The following is a 25795-nucleotide window of genomic DNA, read 5'->3' on the forward strand; positions in this document are numbered from 1 at the left end:
TAAACTATCCATAATTCATTCATTTCCTAATTCAAAAACATTGTCTACCTTGTATTTGGTATTAGATAAAATATACATTTATTTAGCGCTAAATATAATTATGTCACTTTTCGAAATATTAGTTCATCCAACTTCCAAAAATCCATTGATTGTAGATGGATCAGGTCAGGGAATAGGACCTCAAGATGCAGAAAATTTTAGGATTGAAATCTTGAAAAGTATACCGGTTGTATTGCCCATTGGACAAAAACAGACTACAATGTCTAGTCCCATTCATCAGACAGAAAACACGGTCTTTGACTATAGTCATCACTATCAAAAGGATGCCGAATCATTTAACTATTTTGAGGATTTTGAAAGTCAAGTCGATCAAACTGAAAAGGATCGCCTTAATCAAACCATCCTCCATGCCATCCCCAAGGAAGCAAAGGTAGTCCTAGATGTAGGGTGTGGCAATGGCTGGCTAAGTAAAAACTTGGTTAGTGATACCGTCCAAGTCATATCCATGGATATTTCTTCCGTAAATCCGGTAAAAGCATTAGCAGACCTGCCTCATAAAAATCATTTTGGTTTAATCGCCGATGTCTTTCACCTGCCTTTGGCCCCAGAAAGTGTCGATTGTATTGTGGCCTCTGAAATCATCGAACACGTAGGTCATCCGGGGCAATTTATTGAAAAACTACTGTTTGCCTTAAAAAAGGGGGGGCGATTAATTATTACCACTCCCTATGATGAAAAAATCGCCCTTCATCTATGTGTTCATTGTAATCACCTAACCCCAGCTCACGGGCATTTACACTCTTTTAATGAAGTTTCTATTAAAAAATATCTTCCCCGTGGGATCAACCATAAGATCCACTTGTTTTCTAATAAATATGGTTCGAAATTGAGGATTTATGCATTGACTCGGAAATGGTCCTATCGAATCTGGCGGAAAATGGACCAATGGGCCCATCGAATTCTACCGTCTCCAATGAGAATGATGGTTACTATTCAAAAATAGTTTATTGTAGACTTTAGCCTTATATTTTGTGACGATAATTGGGTTCTATAAATTGAAGGCAGTTTGGATATTCCAAATGGGGTTATAACCTGTGAAAAATGGATGCAGGGAATTGGCTTCATTATTTATGATCTCTTGTTATCAAATTTTTACTTAATTGTAATTCTTATTGCTTTAGGCTAACGATATTGGTATTAATTGCCTCTCTGTAACAAAAGTTACTATCTCCCATAGTCCTACCATTTACATTTGTTTACATAATCTTTAAAACACTATCGATATGGCAGCAGAAGTAATTGGATATATTTTAGCTATTTTTGTAGGAATTTCCCTTGGCCTCATTGGAAGTGGTGGCTCGATCCTTACCGTTCCTATATTAGTTTATATAATGTCAGTGGAGCCCGTGATGGCTACGGCTTACTCTCTTTTTGTAGTTGGGACTACTTCTATTGTAGGGGGAGTGGAAAATGCTTTGCAAAAAAAGGTCGATTTTAAGACGGTATTTATATTTGGACTTCCATCTATAGCGGCAGTATATCTGACCCGGGCTTTCTTAGTTCCTTTGATTCCCGATGTTGTGTTTACCATCGCTGATTTTCAAGTTACCAAATCTATAGCCTTAATGGTTCTATTTGCTGTTGTAATGATTTTTGCTTCGATTTCCATGATTCGCCCTTGTGAAAATTGTAATAATTCTGAAGATGCAAAAATTGAATATAATTATCCTTTAATATTGTTGGAAGGCAGTCTGGTAGGTACGCTTACTGGCTTGGTAGGTGCTGGTGGTGGTTTTCTAATAATTCCTGCTTTGGTGCTCCTGGCCAAAATGCCTATGAAATTGGCAGTGGGAACCTCCCTATTTATTATTGCGGCAAAATCTCTCTTAGGTTTTATTGGTGATTTGCAGGGCAATGAAGTGATTAATTGGACTTTGTTGTTGATTTTTACATTTTTGTCTGTATTGGGTATTTTTATCGGAATTTTTCTATCTAGAAAAATTCAAGGAAGTAAATTAAAGACTGGCTTTGGATGGTTTGTTCTGATCATGGGTATTTATATTTTGATTAAAGAGCTATTTTTGTCTTAATACGGTATCCTAATGATCATCTTGAATCAGGAATTAATTTTAGACCAAATTCTCTGCTTAATTCTGCACGGCTCTACCCTTCATAAACCAGAGAAATTATCATCTCTTTAAAGTCTGAACTATACTATTTTTTTTGTCATATTGCTTAATAAAGAGTTGATTTTTAAGCCAATAGAAGAGAATTACTTCGTCCCTTCAGGACTTTTTTCTAGGGAGACATTCATTTCATAGGATGAACGACCATGACTGAATATAACTGAATGAAGTCACGTAGTGACCAAATACCCTCAATGGATGACCGAATGCAGTACGAAGTACCAAAGGTCGTAAATCGACCTTTGATGAGGATGACCGAACAAAATGCGCAGTATCATTGATCCTTAATGGATCAATGGTGAGGGAAACGAAACCTCCGTGTTTCGGGTGGGTGACCGAGTGAAGAGCAAAGCACCATTGATCCTAAATGGATCAATGACGAGGGAACCGGAGCCACTGTGCTCCGGGTGCGTGAGATGTATAAGGCATCAAACAACATTGATTTGGCGGACTTTTTGCATTTTCAATTTTCTGACACGTATAGATCATGTCTTTTCATTCCCTGTAATGATATAATAGGATAGATTGGGCAAAAAGTGTGACAAATCCATGAGCATGAACATTCATGCATTTATACAATCCACATCATTTATAATTTCTAATAGAGGGTATGGATATTTCTTGTCAATAGGAGAGAATTACTTCGTCCCTTCAGGACTTTTCTATTGTTATATTAGATTGAGTTTGCCGAAAACCAGTGGCTCTGGTTCCTCGCCGTTATTTTATTAATACCAAGTCGCAGCACAATGACTTTCCTACCCGGAGCAGAGTGGCAATTCACTGCCGAATCGAAGTGAAAGAAATGAATTAATCCTAGCTGAGATGGAATGTTATTTATTTTCAACAACAGTATTTTGCCTTTACAATTTTAGGATAATAGTCGACTGGGTTTAATGAATAGCATAATTGCAATGGGTATAGATAAAAAAACCCTTTCCATCAATTACGATATGGATAGAAAGGGTTGATCTCATGCATGGTCTTGCAATGGATCATGTGAATTCTATATCATATAAAAAGATTGCCGGATTTTAATGAGGCAATCGGTTTTTTAGGAGGCCGTAAAACCATGTACCGAGTACAGCTCCCATAATTACGATCATCATTGGAAAATAACCAGCCCCAATCAATACAAACATAGGTCCCGGACACGCACCTGCCAATGCCCAGCCCAAACCAAAAATTATTCCCCCAATTAAATATCTCGGAATACTTTTGGCCTTATCTGCGATCTCAATGCGTTGACCATTAATGTCTACCAGTTTTTTTCTTTTAATAAATTGTACCAATACAATTCCGACCAGTACCGCTGATCCCATCAATCCAAACATGTGGAAAGATTGAAAATGAAACATTTCATAGATTCTGAACCATGATGCTGCCTCTGATTTATACATGATGATACCGAAAGTTATTCCTATAAATAAATAGATTGTGCTCTTCATTTTTTGAGTATTTAAAAATTAAAATTTGTTTTTAAGTTAATTTGATGATAATTGCTGGATTGATCGGCCCACTGAGTTAGATCACTACCTATATTTTCTTTCCATACATAGAGTAACTCTACATTGAGACCTTCAAAAAAAGAAGTAAAGTCATAGTGGAGTTGGGCGTTGATTTGGAAATTATACGAATTACATTTATAATTGACGGTAATCTTTCGATTTATTAGAAGTTTTACATCGTTTAAAATACTCGCCGTAGCTACGGCTATGCCTGTGTTTTTAGCCTCGTCAAACTTCAAATACTCTCGAAATCTTTTCCGTCATTATAAAATGTAATTCGTATTATCAGCCATTTTATATTTATTGTATTTTAGATTTTTCATATCAGTACCCAGCAATGTGGCGGCGTCTAGATTTACAATTAGATTCTTCCAGCCATGTTCTAATCCTGTTTTGAATACATGAATATCTCCTAATCCATTGAGGCGACTTCGACTCATTGAAGTATAAAATTGGTCTCGTCCTAGTTCTTTTGGAAATAAAAACCGACCGGAATTAAAAGCCCTGGAATAGGCTATCTGAATACTTGTATTGTGAACGCAGTATTGCCCCATAAGGCTTAATACTCGCCCCTTTTCATCTGGTTGAATATATCGGTTATCATAATTCAAACCTTCTTGATAGAGTAGTGGTGATTGAAAGGTATATATCAGACCATATTGCCATTTGTTTTTCATATATTCTAATCTGAAATAAGAGGTATTTATAGTTTTATCTAGATAAATATTCCATAAATCAATATTCCAATGATTTTCTTTCTTGCCCACATGTGCCAATCCAATACCACTACTGGAATGATGATTGGCTATTTCGGTTATGTGACCATTGGGCTGATATCCCTTGTCGATTAACCCTATGGCCTCTTTTATTGTAAACCATTCCGTCATGGATCTAGGCGACACCTTATTTATCCAAGCTCCATCAAATACCCATCCCGAAGTAGAGTGATGTAGCCAGCCCCCACTAAAGGCAAATGATATCATCCTTCCATCGCTACTGTTCAAAAAAGGAGTTTTTTTAATTGGTATTTTGCCATACGTAAGGTTGATGTTATTAAAATTGTATTCAATGTATAATTTTTCCAAACGGGAAATATCTTTATAGCGGTTGATGTGATTGATGTCGTACAATTCTCGTTCCCATTTTGAAGACTTTCCCGTAGCCGGATCGATCTCATTTAAGTCAGAAGAAAAGGCCTTATACCAAATGTATTTTGTAATGTCGGTTAAGATTTTGAGAGAATTTGAAGTTAGACGAGGCTAAAAACACAGGCATAGCCGTAGCTACGGCGAGTATTTTAAACGATGTATAACATCAAATAAATCGAAATATAGCCGACAATTATAAATGCAATTGGTATAAAAGTGAAAGATGCCGAAATTCCAAGTTGAAATCCCTTATAGGCCTTTGTTTTATAGTTGATCAACCCTCCTAAAGCATCGGTATAATAGTTCTTACCATCGATGTGAATGGTAGTCATGAAATAATTGCGGATATGACCGCTAGTTTGCCCTCCTTTCATTAGTGAAGCTAAGGACTGACCATGATCTACATCATAGTTATCCTGAGCCTCTAGATTTTGAAAGAGGAATAATACAGTCAAAAAAACTGTAAACCATTTCATGAGAATTAAAATATTAAAGGAAGAATTAACTGGCTCATTATCAATCCACCAATGAAAAATCCAATAGTGGCTATAAGTGATGGCCATTGAAGGTTACTAATGCCTGAAATACCATGTCCAGAAGTACATCCCCCTGCATAACGAGCACCGAAACCTACCAATAATCCACCGATAAGTAGTAGGGCGAGGGTCTTTGGTGACGAAAAAGCCTGATTCCCAAATATTTCAGTGGGTAAATAATCTGTGCCAACACTTTCAATCCCCAAGGATTGAAGTTGTTCAATGGTTTTGGGGTTCAGGTCAGGGATTTGATGTTCGGACAAATATTGGGCGGCAATAAATCCCCCAATTACGGTACCAGTCATTACCAGTAAATTCCATCGTTGGGCTTTCCAATCAAAGCAAAAAAACTCACAGGTTTTGTCCGCCCCACAAACCGTACAAAGGGTTCTGAGGTTGGAAGACATACCAAAATTTTTACCTACATATAGCAAGGTAAACATAATAAGGGCTATTAATGGTCCGCTGATATACCACGGCCATGGTGCTAAAATCCATTCCATATTAAAAATTGAATATTAAATTGTGAAGTAAATTTTTATAAATTCATAGGGTATTATACATCTTTACCCTTCATCATTTTATTCCAGTATAGGTAGGGTAGGATATACTTTTTTAGTATCCATAATCGCCAATGTTCCCGATAACTGTCTGAAATCATCATCATTTTAAGCTTAGGATCAGGGGTGAATTCGTTTTTGTAATTAAATTCAGCGAGAACCATTTTACCATATCCGGTTACTAAGGGACATGAAGAATATCCTTGATAGGTTCTATTGTTGGCTTCCTGGCCACGGATCATTTTAATAATATTGTCCACGACTACAGGGACCTGTTTGCGTATTGCTGCTCCTGTCTTTGCAGTGGGTAAAGCGGCAACATCACCTAATCCAAATATATTGGTGAATTTTTTGTGCTGGAGGCTATGGATATCTACATCCAACCATCCATCCTCATTTACCAGAATAGATTCTTTGATAAATTGGGGAGCTGTTTGAGGTGGTGCCAAATGCAAGAAATCAAAGGGCATTTCAACCATGGAAACATCCTCGTGGTTTTCTTCGTCATTGCTATTGAGGGAGGGACGAATGCTTTTCTGGACAGAGGTCCTTTTAAAGTGTATTATTTTATTTTTAGAATCTATTTTCACAGGAGAATACTGCGGTCTAAAATCTACATTGTACCGTTGGATAACCTTCATCAAGGTGTCGGCAATTTGTTTGATCCCAAAAATCACAGTGCCCGGAGTGGCAAAGACAACATTGGCATTTTTTATTTTGTTTTTACTGAAATAATGGGCTGCTAGATACATTATCTTCTGTGGTGCACCCCCACATTTGATTGGAGTTGTTGGTTGGGTGAATACCGCATTTCCTCCCTTGAAATTTTTTATACATTGCCAGGTATATTTGGGATCTATATAATTACTGCATACTGTCCCCTTGTCTATGGCCTCTTCCAATCCTTCTATTAGAGATAGGTCATTGACCAAACCGGGAGCCACGATGAGGTAATTGTAAGTAATGGTTCGCTCTTTGTGGGTTTTAATTTTGTTTTCATATGGCAGAAATTCAGTTACTGCATCTTTGATCCAGTCCACTCCATGAGGGATTAGGTCTTTCATCGGTCTTGCTGTTTTATCAAAATCGTAGGTGCCAGCACCTACTAATGTCCATGCCGGTTGATAGTAATGTGTGTCGGCTGGATCAATTATTACAATGTCTAAAGATCTATCCTTGTTCAAAAGTTGAGAAGCCGTCATTATGCCTGCAGTTCCTCCGCCGATGATGGCTATTTGATATTGAGTCTTCATACTTTTACTTTTAATTACTGACGGTAAAAGTATAGCTAGCCCCTTTATTAATTTGTAACAAAAGTTACCTAAAGAAATTTTTCGAAATCCTATAATTTATCCTAGTTCTCAAAAATAGAAATTCTTGCCCAACAGATTCAGCAAGTGAAATTTTGTGTAGTAGTCAGTGGTAGTCATTGCTGTTGAGTGCTGTAGGTATTGGTTTTTTAGACCATTGATTTTTCGTATTGAACCATGTTTATTTTTTGGGTTTATGTGGTAAATTATTGAAATAGTCTAGTCATAATAGTCCTATGGATAGCCAATAAAAATGAGGATGTCAGATAAGATTATTACGAACAATTCTTTTGGGTTCCACGGATGCTTTTTGTGTTAACATAGTTGCAAATCTGCCAATAATGCTGGGGGAGCAAGAATCTATTGGATTTATTAGGGAGTAAAAATATCAATTATCAGATGGGGAAAAACTACTCGCAAATAAAAGTACTGACTTTTCTAGAATATTGACTGGCCATTATTCCCCCAATTATATCAATCGATGCTTATATTTGGTCAAATTTTTCGTGAAATAATCGATTAATCTATTTTTTTATAAAAATCAATTGATTGGGTATTAATCGAATGAAGATTATAGGTTGCTATTTTATCCAAAAAATTAAAAACTATTGTGCACACCTTCCACATTCTCAATCGTTTAAATCTCGATTGTTTGGAGGATCCGGTCAATGCCCATATGAATTTGTATTAAAAGGGTTGGCAAATATTATTGTGAAAAATCGATGATATGATTACTCAATATGGTAAAAGACTTAACATATAGTTTGGATTTGAAAATATATATTGTATAAATGTGAATTAATTATTAATTTTGAATACGGAATACAAATGGAAGAGGCATAAAATTTTAATAAATAAAAGGGTAACATTGAATGTCTCTACGTAAAACAAATATCAATACTACCACCATCAAGGCTGTTAAGCAGTCTGATGAAAGGGCATTTAGGGCTATGTTCGATGCTTATAGTAAGGATGTTTTTGCCTATAGCATGAGCTTTGTTAAGAACAAGGCTTTGGCTGATGAGGTTGTTCAAGATGTTTTTCTAAAAGTCTGGTTACATAGAGAGCAACTCAATCCCGACGCCAATTTCACCTCTTATTTATTTACCATTACCAAGAATACCACCCTCAATATATTGCGTAAAGCTGCGTCTGATCAAAAGCTACGTGAAGTTGTATTTTATCATAAACCCACTTTTGAGAACTCTACAGAAATGGCCATTTTAGATAGAGATTTCGAAAAAATAAGATTGGATGCCATAGGTCAGTTGCCACCTAAGCGCAAGCGAATATTTGAAATGTCGCGGTATGAAGACAAAAGTTACGAAGAAATCAGCCGAGAATTGAATATTTCTTTAACTACGGTTAAAAATCAAATGAGCATGGCATTGAAAACCATTCGCGACTTTCTACGAGTCAATGGTGACATCACTTTACTCTTAATTGCTCTTCCTTTTTTGTCTTGAAAAAAGATGCCGATTGACCTCTGTCCAAATTTGACATTTTTACTTTTTACCTAAAAAATTAATATTTTTTTAAAACTGCTATGGTACTTTTTCTGATTAGCTGTGTATAGTTAGTATAGACTCTGCTGAAATGAAGATAAATGCCATCGTGAAGGCAGTTTTACATTTTATATAATTCAATCGATTTTCATTGATCGATGAAAGAATTTGATGATGACAGAAGACATTAAAACGCTATTATTAAAATATATAAACGACGAATGCAGTTCGGAAGAATTGGAAGCAGTCGTTCAATACTTTCGCCAGCACAATGGGACAGATGAATTGCCCGAGGTTGAGGAGGTGTTGGAAATTTTAAAAAATGATCCAAGTTTGGACTTCCACGATGGCGACTCTATTTTTAAACAAATATTAAAGAAGGCCAATCTCTCAGCCCCTAAAGCCAAAACACGACCCATCATATTTTGGCGTTATGCTGCAGCCTTTTTATTGCTGGCATCATCGATAGGCGGTTTGCTGTATTATGTTAATTTGGAAACTAGTGTTTCTAATCAAACCATGACTCATGAGGAGGGGCAAGATCAGAACACTAAAGAAGAATTTATTACCCTAGAGTTGGACAATGGAGAGATAGAAATCATTAGACCCAATACCAACAAAAGTATTGTCGATGGTCAGGGAAGAACTTTAGGAGAGCAAAAATTGAATAGTTTGTCTTATACCGGAGGAGGGGTAGAGATGGACCAACTCATCTACAATACTTTAACCGTGCCTTATGGTCAGCGATTTAAAGTCGTTCTCTCTGATGGTACTGAAGTAGATCTCAATGCGGGAACCCAATTGAAATATCCTATTCGCTTTTTGGAAACCGAAGGGGAAAGGTCGGTTTCTGTTATTGGAGAGGCTTATTTCGATGTTGTTGAAAACAGAGATTTACCATTTATCGTGCATTCCGGCGATTTAAATGTGCGGGTTCTGGGTACCACCTTCAATCTGTCCAACTATCCGGAGGATGATGAGTCCAATGTAGTCTTGGTTCAGGGTTCGGTTCAACTTTTTGTTGATAGTATAGAGACTCAATCTGATTATATCCTTAAATCGGGAGAAAAGGGCAGTTTTGATAAGGAAAACAAAGATGTATTTATTCGTCCGGTATCCACCAATATATATACTTCATGGGTTCAGGGAGAACTCCTGTTTAGAAATATGACCTTTGAAGATATGCTGAAGAAAATGGAGCGGCACTTTAATGTTGAAATAGTAAATGAAAATCAAGAATTGGCCTTAGAAAAATTTAACGCCAGTTTTGGTGAAGTGACATTGGATAAGATATTGGATTATTTGAAGATGACTTATAATGTTGAATACGAAAGACTAAATGGAAGATTAGTCATTAAATAATGTGATAAAAAATATTGTAAAAATAAAAATCGGAAAATGGTGACGCATTTTCCGATTGTAAACATGTGATTTGAAAATAAACTACTAACCACACTTTAAACACTTTAAAATTATGAAAAAACTTCTTCATAGCACAAGAAGCTTGTATCTATTATTTTTAAAAATAGATTTGAGGATGAAACTAAGTATTTTGATTTTGTTTTGTACATTTTTTGGACTTCAGGCAAAGACTGGATTCTCTCAAGATAAGATCTCTTTAGATCTTAAAAATGTAAGTATTGAAAACTTACTCGATGAGATTGAGTCTAATACCGAGTACCGATTTGTTTACAAGATTAAGGATGTCGATTTATCTCGCACCATCTCATTGAATATTGAGAATGCGGAGATAGCATCGGTATTAAACACTATTTTCGAGCCTACCGATACCGAATATCGAATTATCGATCGCCAAATCTTTTTGTTTGACAAGGTCGATCGCGAATTTGAATCCATGCTCAAGGAAAAAGAAGAGGCTTGGATTCAAGCCTTGGCGGCCAATGTATTGGACTCTATCGTCGGACAAGTAAAGGACGAAGCCGGAGAGCCACTTATTGGTGTCAACGTTGTCGTTAAAGGAAAATACAAAGGTACAGCCACTGGTAGTAACGGTGAGTTTACATTGTATGACATAGCCGATGAAGATGTATTGTTGTTTACATATATCGGTTATAGTTTCCAAGAATTACCTGTAGATGGCAAAGCCTATATTAATGTGGTCATGCAGGAAGACACCGAAACCCTAGAAGAAGTAGTCGTTACAGGATATTATTCATTGCCCAAAGAGAGAGCAACAGGATCTTTCAGTCATACTACAGAAAAGGAATTGGAAACAACTACGAGTTTGAGTGTGAAAGATCAATTGGAAGGATTGGTGCCAGGATTGATGTTTGAACCCAATTTCAACCAGGATCAAAGCCCATCTACAGAGAGAAGTAGAAGTATTCTCATTAGAGGACAGAGTACATTGGGCGACAACTCTCCTTTAATTGTTGTCGATGGTTTCCCTATTATATCTTCTGAAGGTGTAGATCCTTGGTCGACCATTAATCCCGATGATGTGAAGAGTGTTACCGTGTTGAAGGATGCTGCAGCGGCTTCCATCTGGGGTGCTCAGGCAGCCAATGGTGTCATCGTAGTCAAAACCAAAGATGGATCTGGTGTCAAAGGATCGTCTTTCAATGTATCCGTAGACTATATTACTCGACCTCAACCCAACTTATACGATATCCCTTTCGCTACTGGACAAGAGTCTATCGAAATCTATAAGTCACTGTTTTTGGAAAATACCTATTTCGATGCCCTGTTGTCTTCATTCAACAGACCGCGTTACGAATTTCCAGAAGTTATTGACGTGCTTTTACAAATGAAGGCAGAAGAGATCACAGAACAAGAAGGCAATGCTCAATTAAATGCTTTGTCCAGTATCGATGTTAGGGATGAATTTACAGATTTGTTTTATAGAAATATGGAAACGAGTAAGAAAGTCAATCTGTCTTACAACATTTCCAGCGCCAACAATACCATGAGAGCTTCCGTCATGGCACTACAAAGTGACAAAGCAGCCATCGGTGATGTCGATCAACAAGTTTTGGGTTCCATTTCCAATAACTTTACACCGGTAGATTGGTTCTCTCTTTCTTTTGGAATCAATTTTTCTTTGATGAAAAAAGAAGAAAATGGAGTAGCCATTGGTGAAATCAATAATATTCCTCAAATGTCCAGAATATTGGATGACAATGGAGATTATTTGACGATGATTAAGCAAAATTACGACGACAGTTATTACGATGTACCTACGCAAAAACGTAGAGATTTGGTAGAACAGTATAATTTGCCATATGATTGGGATTGGAACTTGAAGAGAGAAATCGATAATCAGGACAATACTGAAAACATCAACAACTTGAGATTGAATACCAAAGTGGCTTTTAAACCATTTAAAGGTCTGGAAGTATCGGGATCTTATCAATTCCAAAACAATCATTCATTGGTGAGCAATTACATGAACGAAGAGACTTGGTATGTGAGAAACTCCGTCAATGAAAATGCACGTCCAGATGGCAGTTTCCCAGTACCTGCCGGAGGTATGTTGTACGAAAGAAAATCTGATTTTATATCTCATGACGCTAGGTTTCAAGCGACCTATGATTTGATTTTCGGCGACCATGAAATCCGAGCCTTAGGGGGTATGGAGATTAAAAAAGACGAATATGAAAGTATGCCTTACGGATACTATGGATATGACCCACAAGCATTGACCCAAATTACTGGTTTGAACTTTCAAGATGATATCAATCCCAAATTGACTGGTGACAATGAATGGAGAGGTAGTATTCATCCTATACCTACAGTACCCAAAACCAGTGTGAGAATTACTGGGCGAGACGATCGATTTGTGAGTTATTATGGAAATGGAATATATACCTACTTAGGAAAATACGATATTACCGGTAGTATTAGACTCGATCAAACCAATCTTTACGGAAGATCAGCTTCTTATCGAGAATTGCCTCAGTGGTCTGTTGGTGCCGGTTGGACCATCAGTGACGAAGCATTTTTTAACCTCCCAGTTGTCGATTATTTGAGAGCTCGTATATCTTATGGTTGGAATGGTCACGTAGACAAAAATGCCAGTCCATACATCAATGGTACTCCTTGGGTAGATCCAGTGAATCAATTGCAATACGCTGCAGTCTTAAGTACACCAAATCCAGGATTGACTTGGGAAAAAACATCTAATTACAATCTCGGTTTTGATATGGCTTTGCTTAGAAACCGCTTGGAATTGGGAATTGAATTCTACAATAAAAAATCTAAAGACGTACTGACCAATATCAAAGTAAATCCTACTTATGGGTTTTATTACGATGCAGCGACCTTGAATACGGGTAACATTACCAACAAAGGAGTTGAATGGGATCTATCAGCATTGGTCATCGATAGAAAAGTAAAATGGCAAACGCGTTTGAATTATTCATACAACAAAAACGTAGTGGATAATGTCAAAACATCTTCTAGCAATATGGCTACCTATACAGCATTGGCATACTTCAATCCAGTGGCCGGACAACCTAGAGACTATATTGCCGTAGCCGAATGGGCTGGATTTAGCGATGAAGGTTTGCCACAGGTAATCTACCAAGGTGAGGTAACCAGTGTTACCGATATCAATTACAGTTCATCAGATATCGATGACTTGTTTAAATTCGTCGGACAGAGAAGCCCTAAGCATTTTGGTTCTTGGAGCAATACAGTTTCTTTTGCCAGATTTGAACTTACTGCTAGAGTATTGTATAGTTTTGGTCACAAATTCTTTAAAGACACTCCTCCGAGAAGTCTTTTGTACAATTATCAGAGTTTTAGAAATTTCTTTACGTTTAATACTGATTTATTAGTGGATAGATGGCAGTCACCTGCTGACAATGAAACAGCTTCTATGTATTCTTTGGATACTAGAGTGAGCAATTATTTGACAACATTGACCAATGATTATTTATCTGAATACAACACCAATTCTATATTGGATGCAGGTAATGTAAGACTTCAGAATGTAACCTTGGGATACAACTTGCCACGCAATTTCATTAAAGGAGTAAAAAATGTGAAGATCCAAGTTCAAGCTAGAGACTTAGGTCCTATCTTCTTGGCCAATAAAGAAGGCGTCGATCCTCAGTTTCCGAAGTATAGTTCATCCCTTTATTCTGCTTACTACAATGTGTTGAGGGACAGACCTACTTATGCGGTTAATTTAAAAATCGGACTTTAATAAGCCTATCTTATTATATCAAAATTCTATAAAAATGAAAAATTTATACAACTATATATTCGGTATCATTTTTTTAACAACCCTGTCGTGTAATGAGTTTTTGGATCCATTGCCCAAGGGACTTATCGTTGCCAAAACGGTAAGTGATTTTAGATTGCTTTTGGACAATGCCGATACTCGGTATACCAATAATTTGGCTCAAAATTCGGTTTTTGTCGATGCTTTGACCGATGATGTCCAAGTGTCTATGGAAGAATTAGAAAATTGGAAGGAGAAGACCCTACACGTCAAACACCTATACCAATTTGATTCAGAAATTTGGTTTCCCGATGGAGCGACCACTGATGTTATGTGGAAAAATGCCTATTACATCAGTACTTTGGCGAGCAATATCTTAGATGAAATTTACAATGCTGAAGGAAGTGAAGAGATTCGCAATCAATTGATCGCAGAAGCCCGCGTTCACCGCGCTTATGCCTATCTAATGTTGGTCAATGTCTATGCCAAACATTATTCTAGTGCTACAGCAGCATCTGATATGGGCGTTCCTTTGATCTCCAATCCCGTTACCCTTCCCAGTTTGGAAAGAGCATCGGTACAAGAAGTCTATGATTTTATCGAAAGAGAATTGTTGGAATCCATTGATGATTTGCCCGCTGATGTAGCTCAACAAGTTAGCCATAGACCTACTCAAGTAGCGACCTATGCTATACTAGCTAGAACATACCTGTACAAGGGAGAATATGAAAAAGCCTTAGAAATGGCCAATAAATCCTTGTCGATTCGCAATACATTATACGATTACAATGAAATATATACAGGAGTAGATATTTCTGATAATGTAATAGGAATCTCTAGAACCAATGATATGGAAATGTTGCTGCACAAAACAACCACTAAAGGTTTTCACTTGAGAAATTACATGATATTGGACTCAGCTTCCTTTAATGAATTATACCCTGATTTCAATGTAATTGATACAGCACTGACAGAAAATTACGATTTGAGAAGAACACTTTGGTTTGATGGTTTTGACCAACAAGGTAGAATATTCAAGCCCTATTTAAGCTATGAATTTACCGATGCTAGTCATCGTTATTCCGTAGATGCCGATGGAAATGTCGATTATCTGTCGATTGCTACACCGGAAATGTATCTTATCAGAGCAGAGTGTAATGCGAGATTGGGCAATGGAAGCTCAGCTTTGGAGGACATCAATACCATCAGAAGTCATCGGTTTAAGACCGGTACCTATACTGCGGTTACTGCTTCGGATTTTGGCAATAACGACGATGCTATCTTAGACGAAGTTTTATTGGAAAGAAGACGAGAGCTCTACGGCAAGGATTTGAGATTATTTGACATTAAGCGATTGGGTTTATCCGTGCAGCATCAATTGGGAGATCAAGTGATATCCTTGCCCGCCAATGATGCCAAATTGGTATGGCCTATTTATTACGAATACATTTCATTGAATCCTGAATTAGAACAAAATCAACGATAAGCGAATATTGATCGTATTATCTATGATTGAAATAAAAACTGATAAATGAAAAATATAATCTTTCTTCTTTCTTCGTTTTTTGTTTTAGCCTTTGTTGCTTCTTCATGTGATTCTTCGACAAGTGTTGAATCGAATCAACCTCAGAGGACAGTGATTACCGGAGAAATAAAACACTATTACGAGGAGGAATTTAAATTGATCTACGATGCTTTTGATATGCTTAAGAGCACAGAAACTACATCTATCGAAATTGATTCCACTGGGTATTTTACCTATGCCATGGATATGTCCACTCCTTTTTTGGGGAAATTGGATTTCGGTAAAATTATGTTGGAATCTCGAGGAGTATATCGTTATGTACATCTATACGTAGAACCGGGTGACAGCATATTTGTCAATGTTGATCTCGATGACATTGAGGGAACTTTGGCTTTTTCTGGGACTGGTGTGGACAACAATGTTTTGGTCAATGAAAATGTATTTACATTTGACACCTATCCACAACGGGTGGAAAACAATTATGCATTTATCGCCAAGCGAGAAGCTGCGGAATATCTTGAAATCCAAGATAGCTTGTTAACTACTAGAATGGGTTTTTTGGATTCTATGAGCAATCAACTGGACATAAGTGATCATTTGTATGAGACCTTTAAGTACGAATATTACAACGATGGAATCATTAGAAAAATGAATTATCCATCGGGCCATACGAGTTTCAATAAGGGTAAAGCTCCTGTACTACCAGATAATTTTTACGATTTTGTGGAAACGGTAGAGATAGAACCAGAATTAGAAAACAAGGGATTGCCGTATTTGCGCTATGTTCATTTCTTTTTGACCAATAAATATGAGTTGGAGAAAGAAAAAGGCAGCGATCTTGCCTATATCGATTTTTTAAAAAATGAATTGAGTGGCAAAGACCTATACGTGTATATGGCTTACTCCCTGAAAAGTAATTTTGATGAAAAGATTTATCGCTCATTTGACGAAAGCTGTCCCTTCCCCGATGTGGTAGATGTGGTCAAGGAAAAGTATTCCAAGTTCGAAAAGATGTTGCCAGGTAGTCCAGCGCCCGAAGTTATGTTGACTACCGCTGAAGGAGAACAAAAACCACTTTCATCCTTTATCGGACAGAATGTTTACATTGACTTTTGGGCGACATGGTGTAAACCATGTATCGCAGAGTTTCCGAGTTTAGCAGAATTGGAGAAGGAATACCACGACAAAAATTTGACTTTCTTAAGTGTTTCTGTTGAGGCAGAAAAGGATAAGTGGAAAACTTATCTCGAGAAGAATGATATGGAAGGAAACTTGGTTTGGGTAGATCCAGACAATAAGAAGATATTTAATGAAACTTTCAATATTCGAATGATCCCTAGATTTGTGCTCATCGATGATGAAGGTAAAATTGTAGATTCTAATGCCCCTCGCCCATCAAGTGGCTCTGAAATTAAAACACTATTTGATCAGACTTTAGCAAATTAGACTGACTATACCCAAAAATCGATTTTTTTTATAATCCTATGAATGGACGTCCAGCTATAATCGTTGATTTACTTGGACGTCCATTTTTTTTATCATTGATTCTAATATAATTTCTAAAATGGATAGGCTACTAAAATACACTGTATTCTTATTATTATTTATTTCCCAGATAGGCTTCACTCAAAACGATATCGCCAATATTAAATATGCCAAAAAGGTATTCGATAAAAAGGGCGAAAACCTTTTAATGATCGGTGAAAATCACACCTCTGCTGTCGGCCCTAAAGTCTTCGAGGAAATGGTGAAATATTTACATAAAAAAGAAAAGTTGGTTTCGATTATGGTGGAAGCAGGTCCCTCTGATGCCTATTTTTACAATAAATATTTGGAAACCGGTAATGAAAAACATTTAAATTATACCATCAATGCCGGATCTTATGTGGAGTGGAAACAATGCTGGCAGGCTATCTATGAATACAATAAAGACCAGAAAAAGAAATTTGTAGTCATCGGTGTTGATTTTGATCGAACCCGTACCTTGGGATATGCCATCTATTCGGTTTTGCGATTGATAAAGGAAAAACCAGAATGGGTAGATGAAATGATGGCAGAAATTAGATCAGATGCCTTCTTTAAAAATTACACCATTGGATATCCTACAGAAAAAGATCAGGCATGGACGAGAAAAACTAAATCTATTTTACGAGAACACATCGGTGAATTGAAAGCTCTGGTTAGCAAACAAGACTTTCAATTTTTAAATGATGTATTACACAATCAAGCCATTGGTTACGGAGGGGATCGGGAATTTCATATGGCCGATAACGTAAAGCGAATAATGGAAGAGCGAAAGGCTCGCAATTTCTTTTTGTTTCTAGGTAGAAGTCATACCTATATCGATGCCATCTACGACGATGAGCCTCGATTAGCTACTTTATTGGAAAAAGAAGCGAATATCGATCTGTCTACAGGAGTTATTTTATATCAAAATTCGGAGATGAGAGGGGGGAAAAAACACCAAAAAATCATCGTTTTAGACGAGATTGAAACCAAGATCCCTTGGAAAGAGTATGAGAGTGAACTCCTTTCGGTTTTGGATGATGAAAAACGCAAGACTATTATCCCTTTGACCGGTGAATTGGAATCGCTGAATTCATATACTCATTTTTTATTGGTTGCGAAGAACGGAAAAGCCATTACCGTGCGTACAGAGTAAGGCTAGTGTGGAAGTAATATCAATTGCGTTTGTAATTGACGGTTATCTGTTGATTTATTGTAGAGCTGCAATTCCAACCTCGCATATACCATGGGATGTACTTTATGGATAGGAATTGCGTTATATAAAATGAAATGACTTTGGACTGATCTTTAGATCAATTGTTCCTTTGGATCGTAACCGTATCTATTTTCTTGTGGTTCACCTTCTCTAACAAACAGAACAATGAGCCAAATAAATCCAATAAAAGGAATTAAAGCAACCAACAGCATCCATCCACTCTTGCCTATGTCGTGTAGTCTTCGTACTGCTACAGCGATCGTAGGGATAAGAACAAACAATGAATACAAACTTGCAATAGGGCCTGAAAGACCAAAAGGAAGGATGAGTTCAAAAATATAATCGACCATGGTTGCTCCCATCGAAAGAATCATATTGATTAGGGCAAACATCCAAAACTCTTGTCTTCTTGCTCTTCCATTAAAATCGTTATATTGTCTTAAAACTTTAAAATACCATTCCATGGGTTAAGATTTATATTGGTTATAGTTTATGATTCGGTTGATAGATGTTAAGTGAATATAGTATTTGTTTTTATTAAATTCAAAACATAATGTACTGTTTTTTGGCTTTTTATTTGCAATATGTTGGTCTTTGTGACAGAATCTCACAAAAGGTGTGTAAAAGTTGAAATTTCTACTAAATATTTGTTTGTAAAACAAGTTGAATACTGCTTTGGACTTTGCCATTTTTTCAAGATTGTAAAGTACAATTGTTGATGAAACAAATAAATATTTAATTCAATGGATTATTAATGATTTGTTTTGTTTTGAATTCGAGCTGTTCTATTGCTTTCTGGAAGTATTATGGATCATTGCCAAATGATGTCGATAATTTTGTAATTATTAATAGAATAAATGTGACTTGTAAGTGCTTTTATTCAAAATCATGTCATTTCTGGGAATAGATGATTTATATTGCATTTGAAATTGATTGAGGCCTCGGCCCAATTGTGGATAGACTTGTTTTTTAAGATGATTTTTTATATTATTGATATTGTCTATTCAAATGATTAGCTGTCAAAAAGATTGAAAAAAATGAAATATACTGGTATTCTATTGTGCATATTGGCTGTGGTAATGTCTTGTCAGGAATCGACAAAAAAAGAAGATAATAAGACCCTTCCAAAGGTCGTTCAGGCCAAGGCACGAATCATAACTTCTAGTGTGGACGTCGACGCCCTCGTGGGCAAGATGGTCGAGATTCCAGGAGGAGAATTCGAAATGGGGGCGAATAGCGATCAAGCCGACAAGGATGAGTACCCAAAGCATAAAGTGCGTATTGATGGCTTTCTAATGGATGCAACTGAAGTGACGAATGGTCAATTTGCCGAATTTGTTGAAGCCACAGGTTATGTAACCACAGCCGAAAAGGATATCGACTGGAATGAAATGAAAGAACAATTACCTCCAGGTACACCTCAGCCAGATGCTGAATTGCTCAAAGCGGGGTCTTTGGTATTTAGTCCGACCGATGGACCTGTACCTCTAAACAATCCAGGGTATTGGTGGGCGTGGACCAAAGGCGCCAATTGGAGGATGCCAGAAGGTCCTGGTTCTTCTATCGAGGGCAAAGAAAATTGGCCAGTTGTTCACGTTTCATGGGAAGATGCAGCTGCCTATGCCCAATGGGCAGGTAAGAGACTACCCACAGAAGCGGAATGGGAATGGGCGGCCATGGGGGGAAAAGACAATGTAGTTTATCCTTGGGGCAGTGAGCTCAATGAGGACAATGCCATTTATGCCAATTATTGGCAGGGATCTTTTCCTTTTGAAAATACCGAAGATGATGGATATTACACCAGTGCACCTGTAGGGCACTTTGCTCCCAATGGGTATGGGCTCTACGATATGTCGGGCAATGTTTGGGAATGGTGTAGTGATTTGTATCATTTCCAATCTTATGAAATGCAAAATGATAGGGAGATCGCATATGATCCCAAAGGGCCTAAAGAAAGTCTAGATCCCGATGAACCCCTTATTGAAAAACGTGTGCTCAGAGGTGGATCCTTTCTGTGTAATGATTCCTATTGCAGTGGATATAGAGTGTCACGACGGATGAAGGGCGATGAAAAATCGAGTTATAATCACACTGGTTTTAGATGTGTGAAAGACCGATAAAATAGGGTACATCGTTTTAAGTTCAAATGTCGAACTACTCTATATTGGATTATTTTTATTAATTTATCAGCAATAGCGATAAAAACCCATTCCTATTTCTTTTAATTTGACTATTTTAATGTCCAATTATTATTAACCATATGAATCTTATACCAATCCATTTGGTATTAAATTTAGGATTATTCATCTTATTAATTATGAATTATGTTGCATATCATTAAAACCAGATTGTTGATTTTTATTTTGTTGATTTGTACGACTTTATCCAATCAAGTCCTAGGTCAAGAGAATGAAAATTATTCGGCTTTTGATTTTGGTAGAATGTGGACTTTTGAGGATGCTCCTTTAGAATATTTCAATTCGACCTATAATCTTTCTTGGGATCAAGAATGGATGGATAAACTGCGGCAATCTGCCCTTAGATTTTCTACTTTTTGTTCTGCTTCTTTTGTTTCCGAGCGCGGTTTGATAATGACCAATCATCATTGCTCTCGCAGTGTGGTGACTGACCTTCAGCAAGAGGGGGAAGACTTTGATCGCGATGGTTTCTACGCTCGCGGTTTAATGGATGAACGCAAGGCCGAAGGCTTATTTGTCGATCAATTGATCCGTGCACAAGATGTTACTCAGAAAATGAAAGCCCTTATCGAAGAAAAAGGTCAAGAGGAGGCGGAAAAAGCCCTGATGGCTGCATATAAAGAAGAAGACTCATGGTCGGATTTGCGTTTGCAATTGGTGACATATTACAGTGGTGGGCGATATGCTATGTATGGATATAAGCGGTTTAGTGATATTCGATTGGTATTAATTCCAGAAAACTCACTGGCCTTTTTCGGTGGAGATGCCGACAACTTTACTTATCCTAGATACAATCTCGATTTTACTTTCTGGAGGGCATATGACGATGAGGGTAATCCCCTAAATACCAGTGCTCATTATTTCCCCTTCAATCCAGATGGTATCGCAGAGGGCAATCCTGTATTTGTAATAGGTAATCCTGGCAGAACGGAGAGATATCGTACCATGACTCAGTTGGAGTACGATAGAGATGTGCGTATTCCTGCGGTACTTACTTTTATTCGAAGTAGTGTAGAGGTGTTAAAGGCGGAGTATGAAGAAACCGGTGATCCACATATTCAAAACCGAATATTTAGTTTGGACAATGCCCGAAAAGCCTATACTGGTATATTGGAGGGATTGAATAATGAAAAATACATGGCTCGGAAGCAGGCAGCTGAGGAAGATATTCGAAGTAAGACAGCTTCTGATTTTACCAGTGACAACAATCCATGGGATAAACTCAATAGCATTTACGCTAAATTGGGGAATATGGGGGCTTATTCTACCTTATTAAACCCAAGTCCCTATCGAGGGAAAATCACGGGATTTATTCATAAAGTATACGATTACATGGATGAAGAAACAGCTGATTCAACCAGGTCAAAATTAGAGGCGGAGATTAATGAACAGTTGCCTGATGTGTTCGAGGGACAAAGTAAATATTTGCAAGCTTTAATTGATGATTACAGTAAATTTTCCTCTTTTCAATCGGTTTCCGCTGATGAAATTTTGACTTCTACATTTTTCAACAATCCAAAGAAAACAGCTTCTTGGTTAAAAAGCAAGGGGAAAAAATATGATAAGGATCCATTGATCCAATTGACCAAAACCTTGATGTCGGATTATCATCGCAATGTGGAGTTCAATCAAAAATATCAAGCTGAAATATCTCAAGCAAATGAAAAAATTTCATTTGCGGCATTTAAAGTTTTGGGAGATCAATTGCCTCCTGATGCTACTTTCACATTGAGAATATCTGATGGTGTAGTCAAGCCTTATAATTACAATGGAACAGTGTCTCCCATATATACTACTTATTTTGGGCTTTACAATCGATATTATAGTCATCAAATGGAATTTCCTTGGGACTTGCCTTCCAAATGGTTGAATCCAAGTATGGATTTATTGAGGTCTCCTCTAAACTTTGTATCGACCAATGACATTATTGGGGGCAATAGCGGATCGGCTATTATCAATGCCAAAGGAGAAGCGGTAGGTTTAATATTTGATGGGAATATTGAATCGTTACCCGGTAATTTTATCTTTGATGAAACTAGAAATAGGGCTGTAAGTGTACATGCTGGTGGTATTGTCGCTTCATTGAAACATATTTATCGAGCAGATCGAATATTAAAAGAATTGGGATTGTAGAGATGGATGTGCCAACAAATTGATATTTTAATATTGAAAAGATTACCTGGTAAATAGGTTGCAAACATCTTTCCAGATCAAAATCTCAGATTGATGTAATTTGAATGATAACGTGAATGGTGATACTCATGGATTTGTCACACTTTTTGCCCAATCTATCCTATTATATCATTACAGGGAATGAAAAGATATGATCTATACGTGTCAGAAAATTGACAATGCAAAAAGTCCGCCAAATCAATGTTGTTGGATGCTTTATACACCTCACCCACCCGAGGGAATAATCCCTCGGTTCCCTCATCAAATGCCTTTAGTAGGCATTTGGCTCTGTGAGCTGCATTCGGTCACCCACGGCTATTAGACTACGCCCCTTCAGGGCTTTTTCAATTTCTATCAAGTATTTAAAATCCTCAGAATGTTGTTATCAAAATTTTGATTTCTGACATTCGAACAATTATTACGGGTACCAATTCTATTTTATCCACCCCCGCCTTTCAGGCAGTCCCGCCAGCGGGGGACATTTGAGCAACTTTATTCAGTCGTGCATTTTGCTCGGTCATTCGTAGACCGATTTACGGTCTACGGTACTTCGTACTTCATTCGATCACCTCGGCGTGACTGCAACGTAATTCGATAGGTTTATAGCCACTGTGCTGCGACGAGACTGCATTTATACTGATCAGTATAAATGCCTGTCTATTGATCTATAGCGCTGCCAATCCTTCTTAAATTTTATCTCGGAGGCTAATCCTATTGCAAGCCCAATGACGGTACTTTACTTTGATGGTTTTGTAAACCACATTCTAGAAAATACTGGAACTCATCGATTGCAGGGGTATAGCCAACTGGTTTGTTTAACAACTGACCTTCGTTGTCCATCAATACATAGAAAGGTTGTGAATTGTTTTTGAAAAACTCAGTCTGAAAGAATTGCCATTTATCTCCTACGGTTTTAAGCGTTCTTTCTCCGCCGTTGTGTTTGGGTAGACTTACCATTTCTTCCTCAGTCAATGGCGTTCTGTCGTCTACATATAGAGAAATCAGTACAAATTCATCTTGTAAAATCGAGGTGATTTTTGCATCCGGCCAAACGTGTTCTTCCATCTTACGACAATTGACACAGGCATAGCCAGTGAAATCCAACATCACAGGAAGGTTGTTTTCTTTGGCATATTTCATTCCAGCCTCCAAGTCTTTAAAGCAATTGATATTATTGGGACATTCATTGGGGTGGAGTAAACTATACCCTACAGGAGGAGCTATACCACTTAAGAGCTTTAGCGAAGTAAAGGTCTGTGTATTTTCATTGTATCTAAAACCACTGAGGAGATAGGCTGCAATAACTAGGGAAAGAATTCCCAATATTTTTCTAGGTCTTCCGACATTGGCCACTTTGGCGTCATGTGGGAATCTAAATACTCCCAATAAGTACAATGCCAATCCAATGGCAAGGACAATCCAAATAACGAGGAAGATTTCTATTTTCAATAATCCCCAATGTTTGACCAGATCGGCATTGGATAAAAATTTAAAGGCCAAAGCCAATTCTAAGAAACCCATAATTACTTTTACCGTAGTCATCCATGATCCCGATTTGGGGAGTTTGGCTAGTACTGCAGGGAAGGCGGCAAATAGTCCAAAGGGCAGAGCCAATGCCAAACCAAAGCCAGACATTCCAGCCGTCAATTGCATAGCACCTCCGTTGGAGCTTAGCGATCCAGCCAACAGTGAACCCAAGATAGGTCCTGTACATGAAAAGGATACCAATGCCAAGGTTAAGGCCATAAAGAATATTCCAACACCTCCGCCAATGCCTTCCGCTTGACTTACTTTATTGGACCATGACGATGGTAGCGTCAATTCATAATAGCCGAAAAATGAAAAAGCAAACAAAATGAATACAATAAAGAAAACAATATTTAAAACTACATTGGTTGAAATATTATTGAGGATATCGGGATTAATGCTGTCTATAAAATGAAATGGAAGACTTAATAGAAGGTAAATCAAAAAGATAAATCCGCCATACATGGTCGCTCTCTGTATCCCTACTGCTTTGGATGAATTGGTTTTTGTAAAATAACTCACGGTTAGGGGAATCATGGGAAATACACATGGAGTTAACAATGCGATAAGTCCACCGATGAATCCCAGAAAGAAGATTTTACCATTCCCAGATTTTGATAATGGTTCATCGTTACTACCTTGACTGTATGAACAATTCTCAATATCGGTATCGTCCATGATGGTTGGGTCGAGATTGTAGTATGCCATTAAGGCTCCCTGACTTTCTTTAGAAGAGGCCGTTAAATCTGAGTCAGATCCGTTGGCATCTATTATCGTAAGCATTTGTTTTTCCACATCGATTACAAAGGAAACAGGTGGAGGGAATACACATTCGGTATTGGAGCAACTCATATATTCGAGGATTCCCTTAATAGATTTGGTATTAGCTGGGATAGAAATTATATCGGTCAATACCATTTCATCAAATACCTTGGTTACCTCGGTTTCAAATATTTCATCGTGCTCAGTTTTTATATTAGGGCCACTTTCTTTTTCTTCTATTATTCGAAGGTCTTCACTTTCATAGGTTATTGTGGCTGGTACTGGGCCGGCGTCGTCCCTCAGGTTTCTCGAATAGACATACCAACCTTCATCAATACTTCCGGTAAAGGTCAATTCGATTTGTCCATTGTCTAGTTGTGTATATTTCCCCGTCCATTTGGCTGGTATTTTAATATCATCTTCTGTGTCTGAAAGACTACTCTCATCTGTAGTAAGAGAAGGTTCAGAATCTAGATTGAATGAAAATTCAACGATAGTAGGAGGGAGACATCTGGCATCGTCACATGTCATATACTCCAATTGTCCCGATAGGGTAGACAATCCTTCTTCTATGGATATTCGTTGAACGATCATCATATTGTCACTAAATTTGGTCACATCCATGTCGAACATAGCATCGTGCCCACTTTTTTCGTGCCCACTTTCTTCACTTTGTCCTATGAGGGAATAACCTTTGTCTGTGTCGTAATGAATGGTAGTAGGTATAGGTCCGCCTTCGTCTAAAAATTGACTGTACACATACCAACCGTTATCAATATCTGCAGTAAATATAAGATCCCATTCCGTTTCCGAAATTTGAGTGGCCTCTGTGGACCATTTGACGGGTTCCAAAATCTGGCTATATAAGGAAGAATGACAATAAAGGAGAATACAACAGATTATAATTCGCATAGTGATATCAATATATGGATGTCTGATGAAAATCAATAG

18 protein-coding genes are annotated in these 25795 nt (G+C 37.4%); 10 read left to right on the top strand and 8 right to left on the bottom strand.

Features of this window, described 5'->3' with window-relative positions; all coding sequences use genetic code 11:
- Positions 1-100 precede the first annotated feature (100 nt).
- Positions 101-1003: a class I SAM-dependent methyltransferase gene (locus LVD51_RS08955; RefSeq protein ID WP_236970882.1), complete on the top strand. Its 903-nt coding sequence runs from the start codon at positions 101-103 to the stop codon at positions 1001-1003.
- A gap of 280 nt (positions 1004-1283) precedes the next feature.
- Complete coding sequence (locus tag LVD51_RS08960; protein WP_236970883.1) at positions 1284-2090, top strand: sulfite exporter TauE/SafE family protein; 807 nt, start codon at positions 1284-1286, stop codon at positions 2088-2090.
- Positions 2091-3217: 1127 nt separating this feature from the next.
- Here LVD51_RS08960 and LVD51_RS08965 read toward each other — a convergent pair.
- The 6 genes from LVD51_RS08965 to LVD51_RS08990 form a co-directional block, all read right to left on the bottom strand.
- Positions 3218-3631, bottom strand: coding sequence for a DUF6691 family protein (locus tag LVD51_RS08965; RefSeq protein WP_236970884.1), 414 nt, complete (start codon positions 3629-3631; stop codon positions 3218-3220).
- A gap of 11 nt (positions 3632-3642) precedes the next feature.
- Positions 3643-3930, bottom strand: coding sequence for a hypothetical protein (locus LVD51_RS08970; protein WP_236970885.1), 288 nt, complete (start codon positions 3928-3930; stop codon positions 3643-3645).
- A gap of 24 nt (positions 3931-3954) precedes the next feature.
- Positions 3955-4695: a hypothetical protein gene (locus LVD51_RS08975; protein ID WP_236970886.1), complete on the bottom strand. Its 741-nt coding sequence runs from the start codon at positions 4693-4695 to the stop codon at positions 3955-3957.
- Between the two features lie 293 nt (positions 4696-4988).
- Complete coding sequence (locus tag LVD51_RS08980) at positions 4989-5315, bottom strand: hypothetical protein (RefSeq protein ID WP_236970887.1); 327 nt, start codon at positions 5313-5315, stop codon at positions 4989-4991.
- Positions 5316-5320: 5 nt separating this feature from the next.
- Positions 5321-5878, bottom strand: coding sequence for a YeeE/YedE family protein (locus LVD51_RS08985; RefSeq protein ID WP_236970888.1), 558 nt, complete (start codon positions 5876-5878; stop codon positions 5321-5323).
- A gap of 53 nt (positions 5879-5931) precedes the next feature.
- Positions 5932-7188: an NAD(P)/FAD-dependent oxidoreductase gene (locus tag LVD51_RS08990; RefSeq protein ID WP_236970889.1), complete on the bottom strand. Its 1257-nt coding sequence runs from the start codon at positions 7186-7188 to the stop codon at positions 5932-5934.
- A gap of 929 nt (positions 7189-8117) precedes the next feature.
- Between LVD51_RS08990 and LVD51_RS08995 the strand changes: the two genes are divergently transcribed.
- The 6 genes from LVD51_RS08995 to LVD51_RS09020 all read left to right on the top strand — a co-directional run bounded on the left by LVD51_RS08995 (position 8118) and on the right by LVD51_RS09020 (position 18125).
- Entirely contained in the window at positions 8118-8711 is a 594-nt protein-coding gene (locus LVD51_RS08995) for an RNA polymerase sigma-70 factor (protein WP_236970890.1), read from the top strand.
- A gap of 210 nt (positions 8712-8921) precedes the next feature.
- Positions 8922-10112: a FecR family protein gene (locus LVD51_RS09000; RefSeq protein WP_236970891.1), complete on the top strand. Its 1191-nt coding sequence runs from the start codon at positions 8922-8924 to the stop codon at positions 10110-10112.
- Between the two features lie 175 nt (positions 10113-10287).
- Complete coding sequence (locus tag LVD51_RS09005) at positions 10288-13920, top strand: SusC/RagA family TonB-linked outer membrane protein (protein ID WP_236970892.1); 3633 nt, start codon at positions 10288-10290, stop codon at positions 13918-13920.
- A gap of 34 nt (positions 13921-13954) precedes the next feature.
- Positions 13955-15424 (top strand): RagB/SusD family nutrient uptake outer membrane protein, encoded by a 1470-nt coding sequence (locus LVD51_RS09010; protein WP_236970893.1) that lies wholly within the window; start codon positions 13955-13957, stop codon positions 15422-15424.
- A 45-nt stretch (positions 15425-15469) separates the two neighbouring features.
- Positions 15470-16909, top strand: coding sequence for a TlpA family protein disulfide reductase (locus tag LVD51_RS09015; protein ID WP_236970894.1), 1440 nt, complete (start codon positions 15470-15472; stop codon positions 16907-16909).
- A 118-nt stretch (positions 16910-17027) separates the two neighbouring features.
- The gene (locus tag LVD51_RS09020; RefSeq protein ID WP_236970895.1) at positions 17028-18125 is read left to right on the top strand and encodes a TraB/GumN family protein; all 1098 of its coding nucleotides are present in this window, start codon (positions 17028-17030) and stop codon (positions 18123-18125) included.
- A gap of 152 nt (positions 18126-18277) precedes the next feature.
- Here the strand turns inward: LVD51_RS09020 and LVD51_RS09025 are convergent, their stop codons facing one another.
- Positions 18278-18649: a DUF805 domain-containing protein gene (locus LVD51_RS09025; protein WP_236970896.1), complete on the bottom strand. Its 372-nt coding sequence runs from the start codon at positions 18647-18649 to the stop codon at positions 18278-18280.
- A gap of 573 nt (positions 18650-19222) precedes the next feature.
- On the opposite strand from LVD51_RS09025, the gene LVD51_RS09030 reads away from it, so the two are divergent.
- Positions 19223-20305 (top strand): formylglycine-generating enzyme family protein, encoded by a 1083-nt coding sequence (locus tag LVD51_RS09030; RefSeq protein ID WP_236970897.1) that lies wholly within the window; start codon positions 19223-19225, stop codon positions 20303-20305.
- 204 nt (positions 20306-20509) lie between these two features.
- Entirely contained in the window at positions 20510-22516 is a 2007-nt protein-coding gene (locus LVD51_RS09035) for a S46 family peptidase (RefSeq protein WP_236970898.1), read from the top strand.
- A gap of 750 nt (positions 22517-23266) precedes the next feature.
- Here LVD51_RS09035 and LVD51_RS09040 read toward each other — a convergent pair.
- Positions 23267-25756, bottom strand: coding sequence for a protein-disulfide reductase DsbD family protein (locus LVD51_RS09040; RefSeq protein WP_236970899.1), 2490 nt, complete (start codon positions 25754-25756; stop codon positions 23267-23269).
- Between the last annotated feature and the right edge of the window lie 39 nt (positions 25757-25795).

It is taken from the genome of Membranihabitans marinus, assembly GCF_021729155.1.
Taxonomy (GTDB): domain Bacteria; phylum Bacteroidota; class Bacteroidia; order Chitinophagales; family Saprospiraceae; genus Membranihabitans; species Membranihabitans marinus.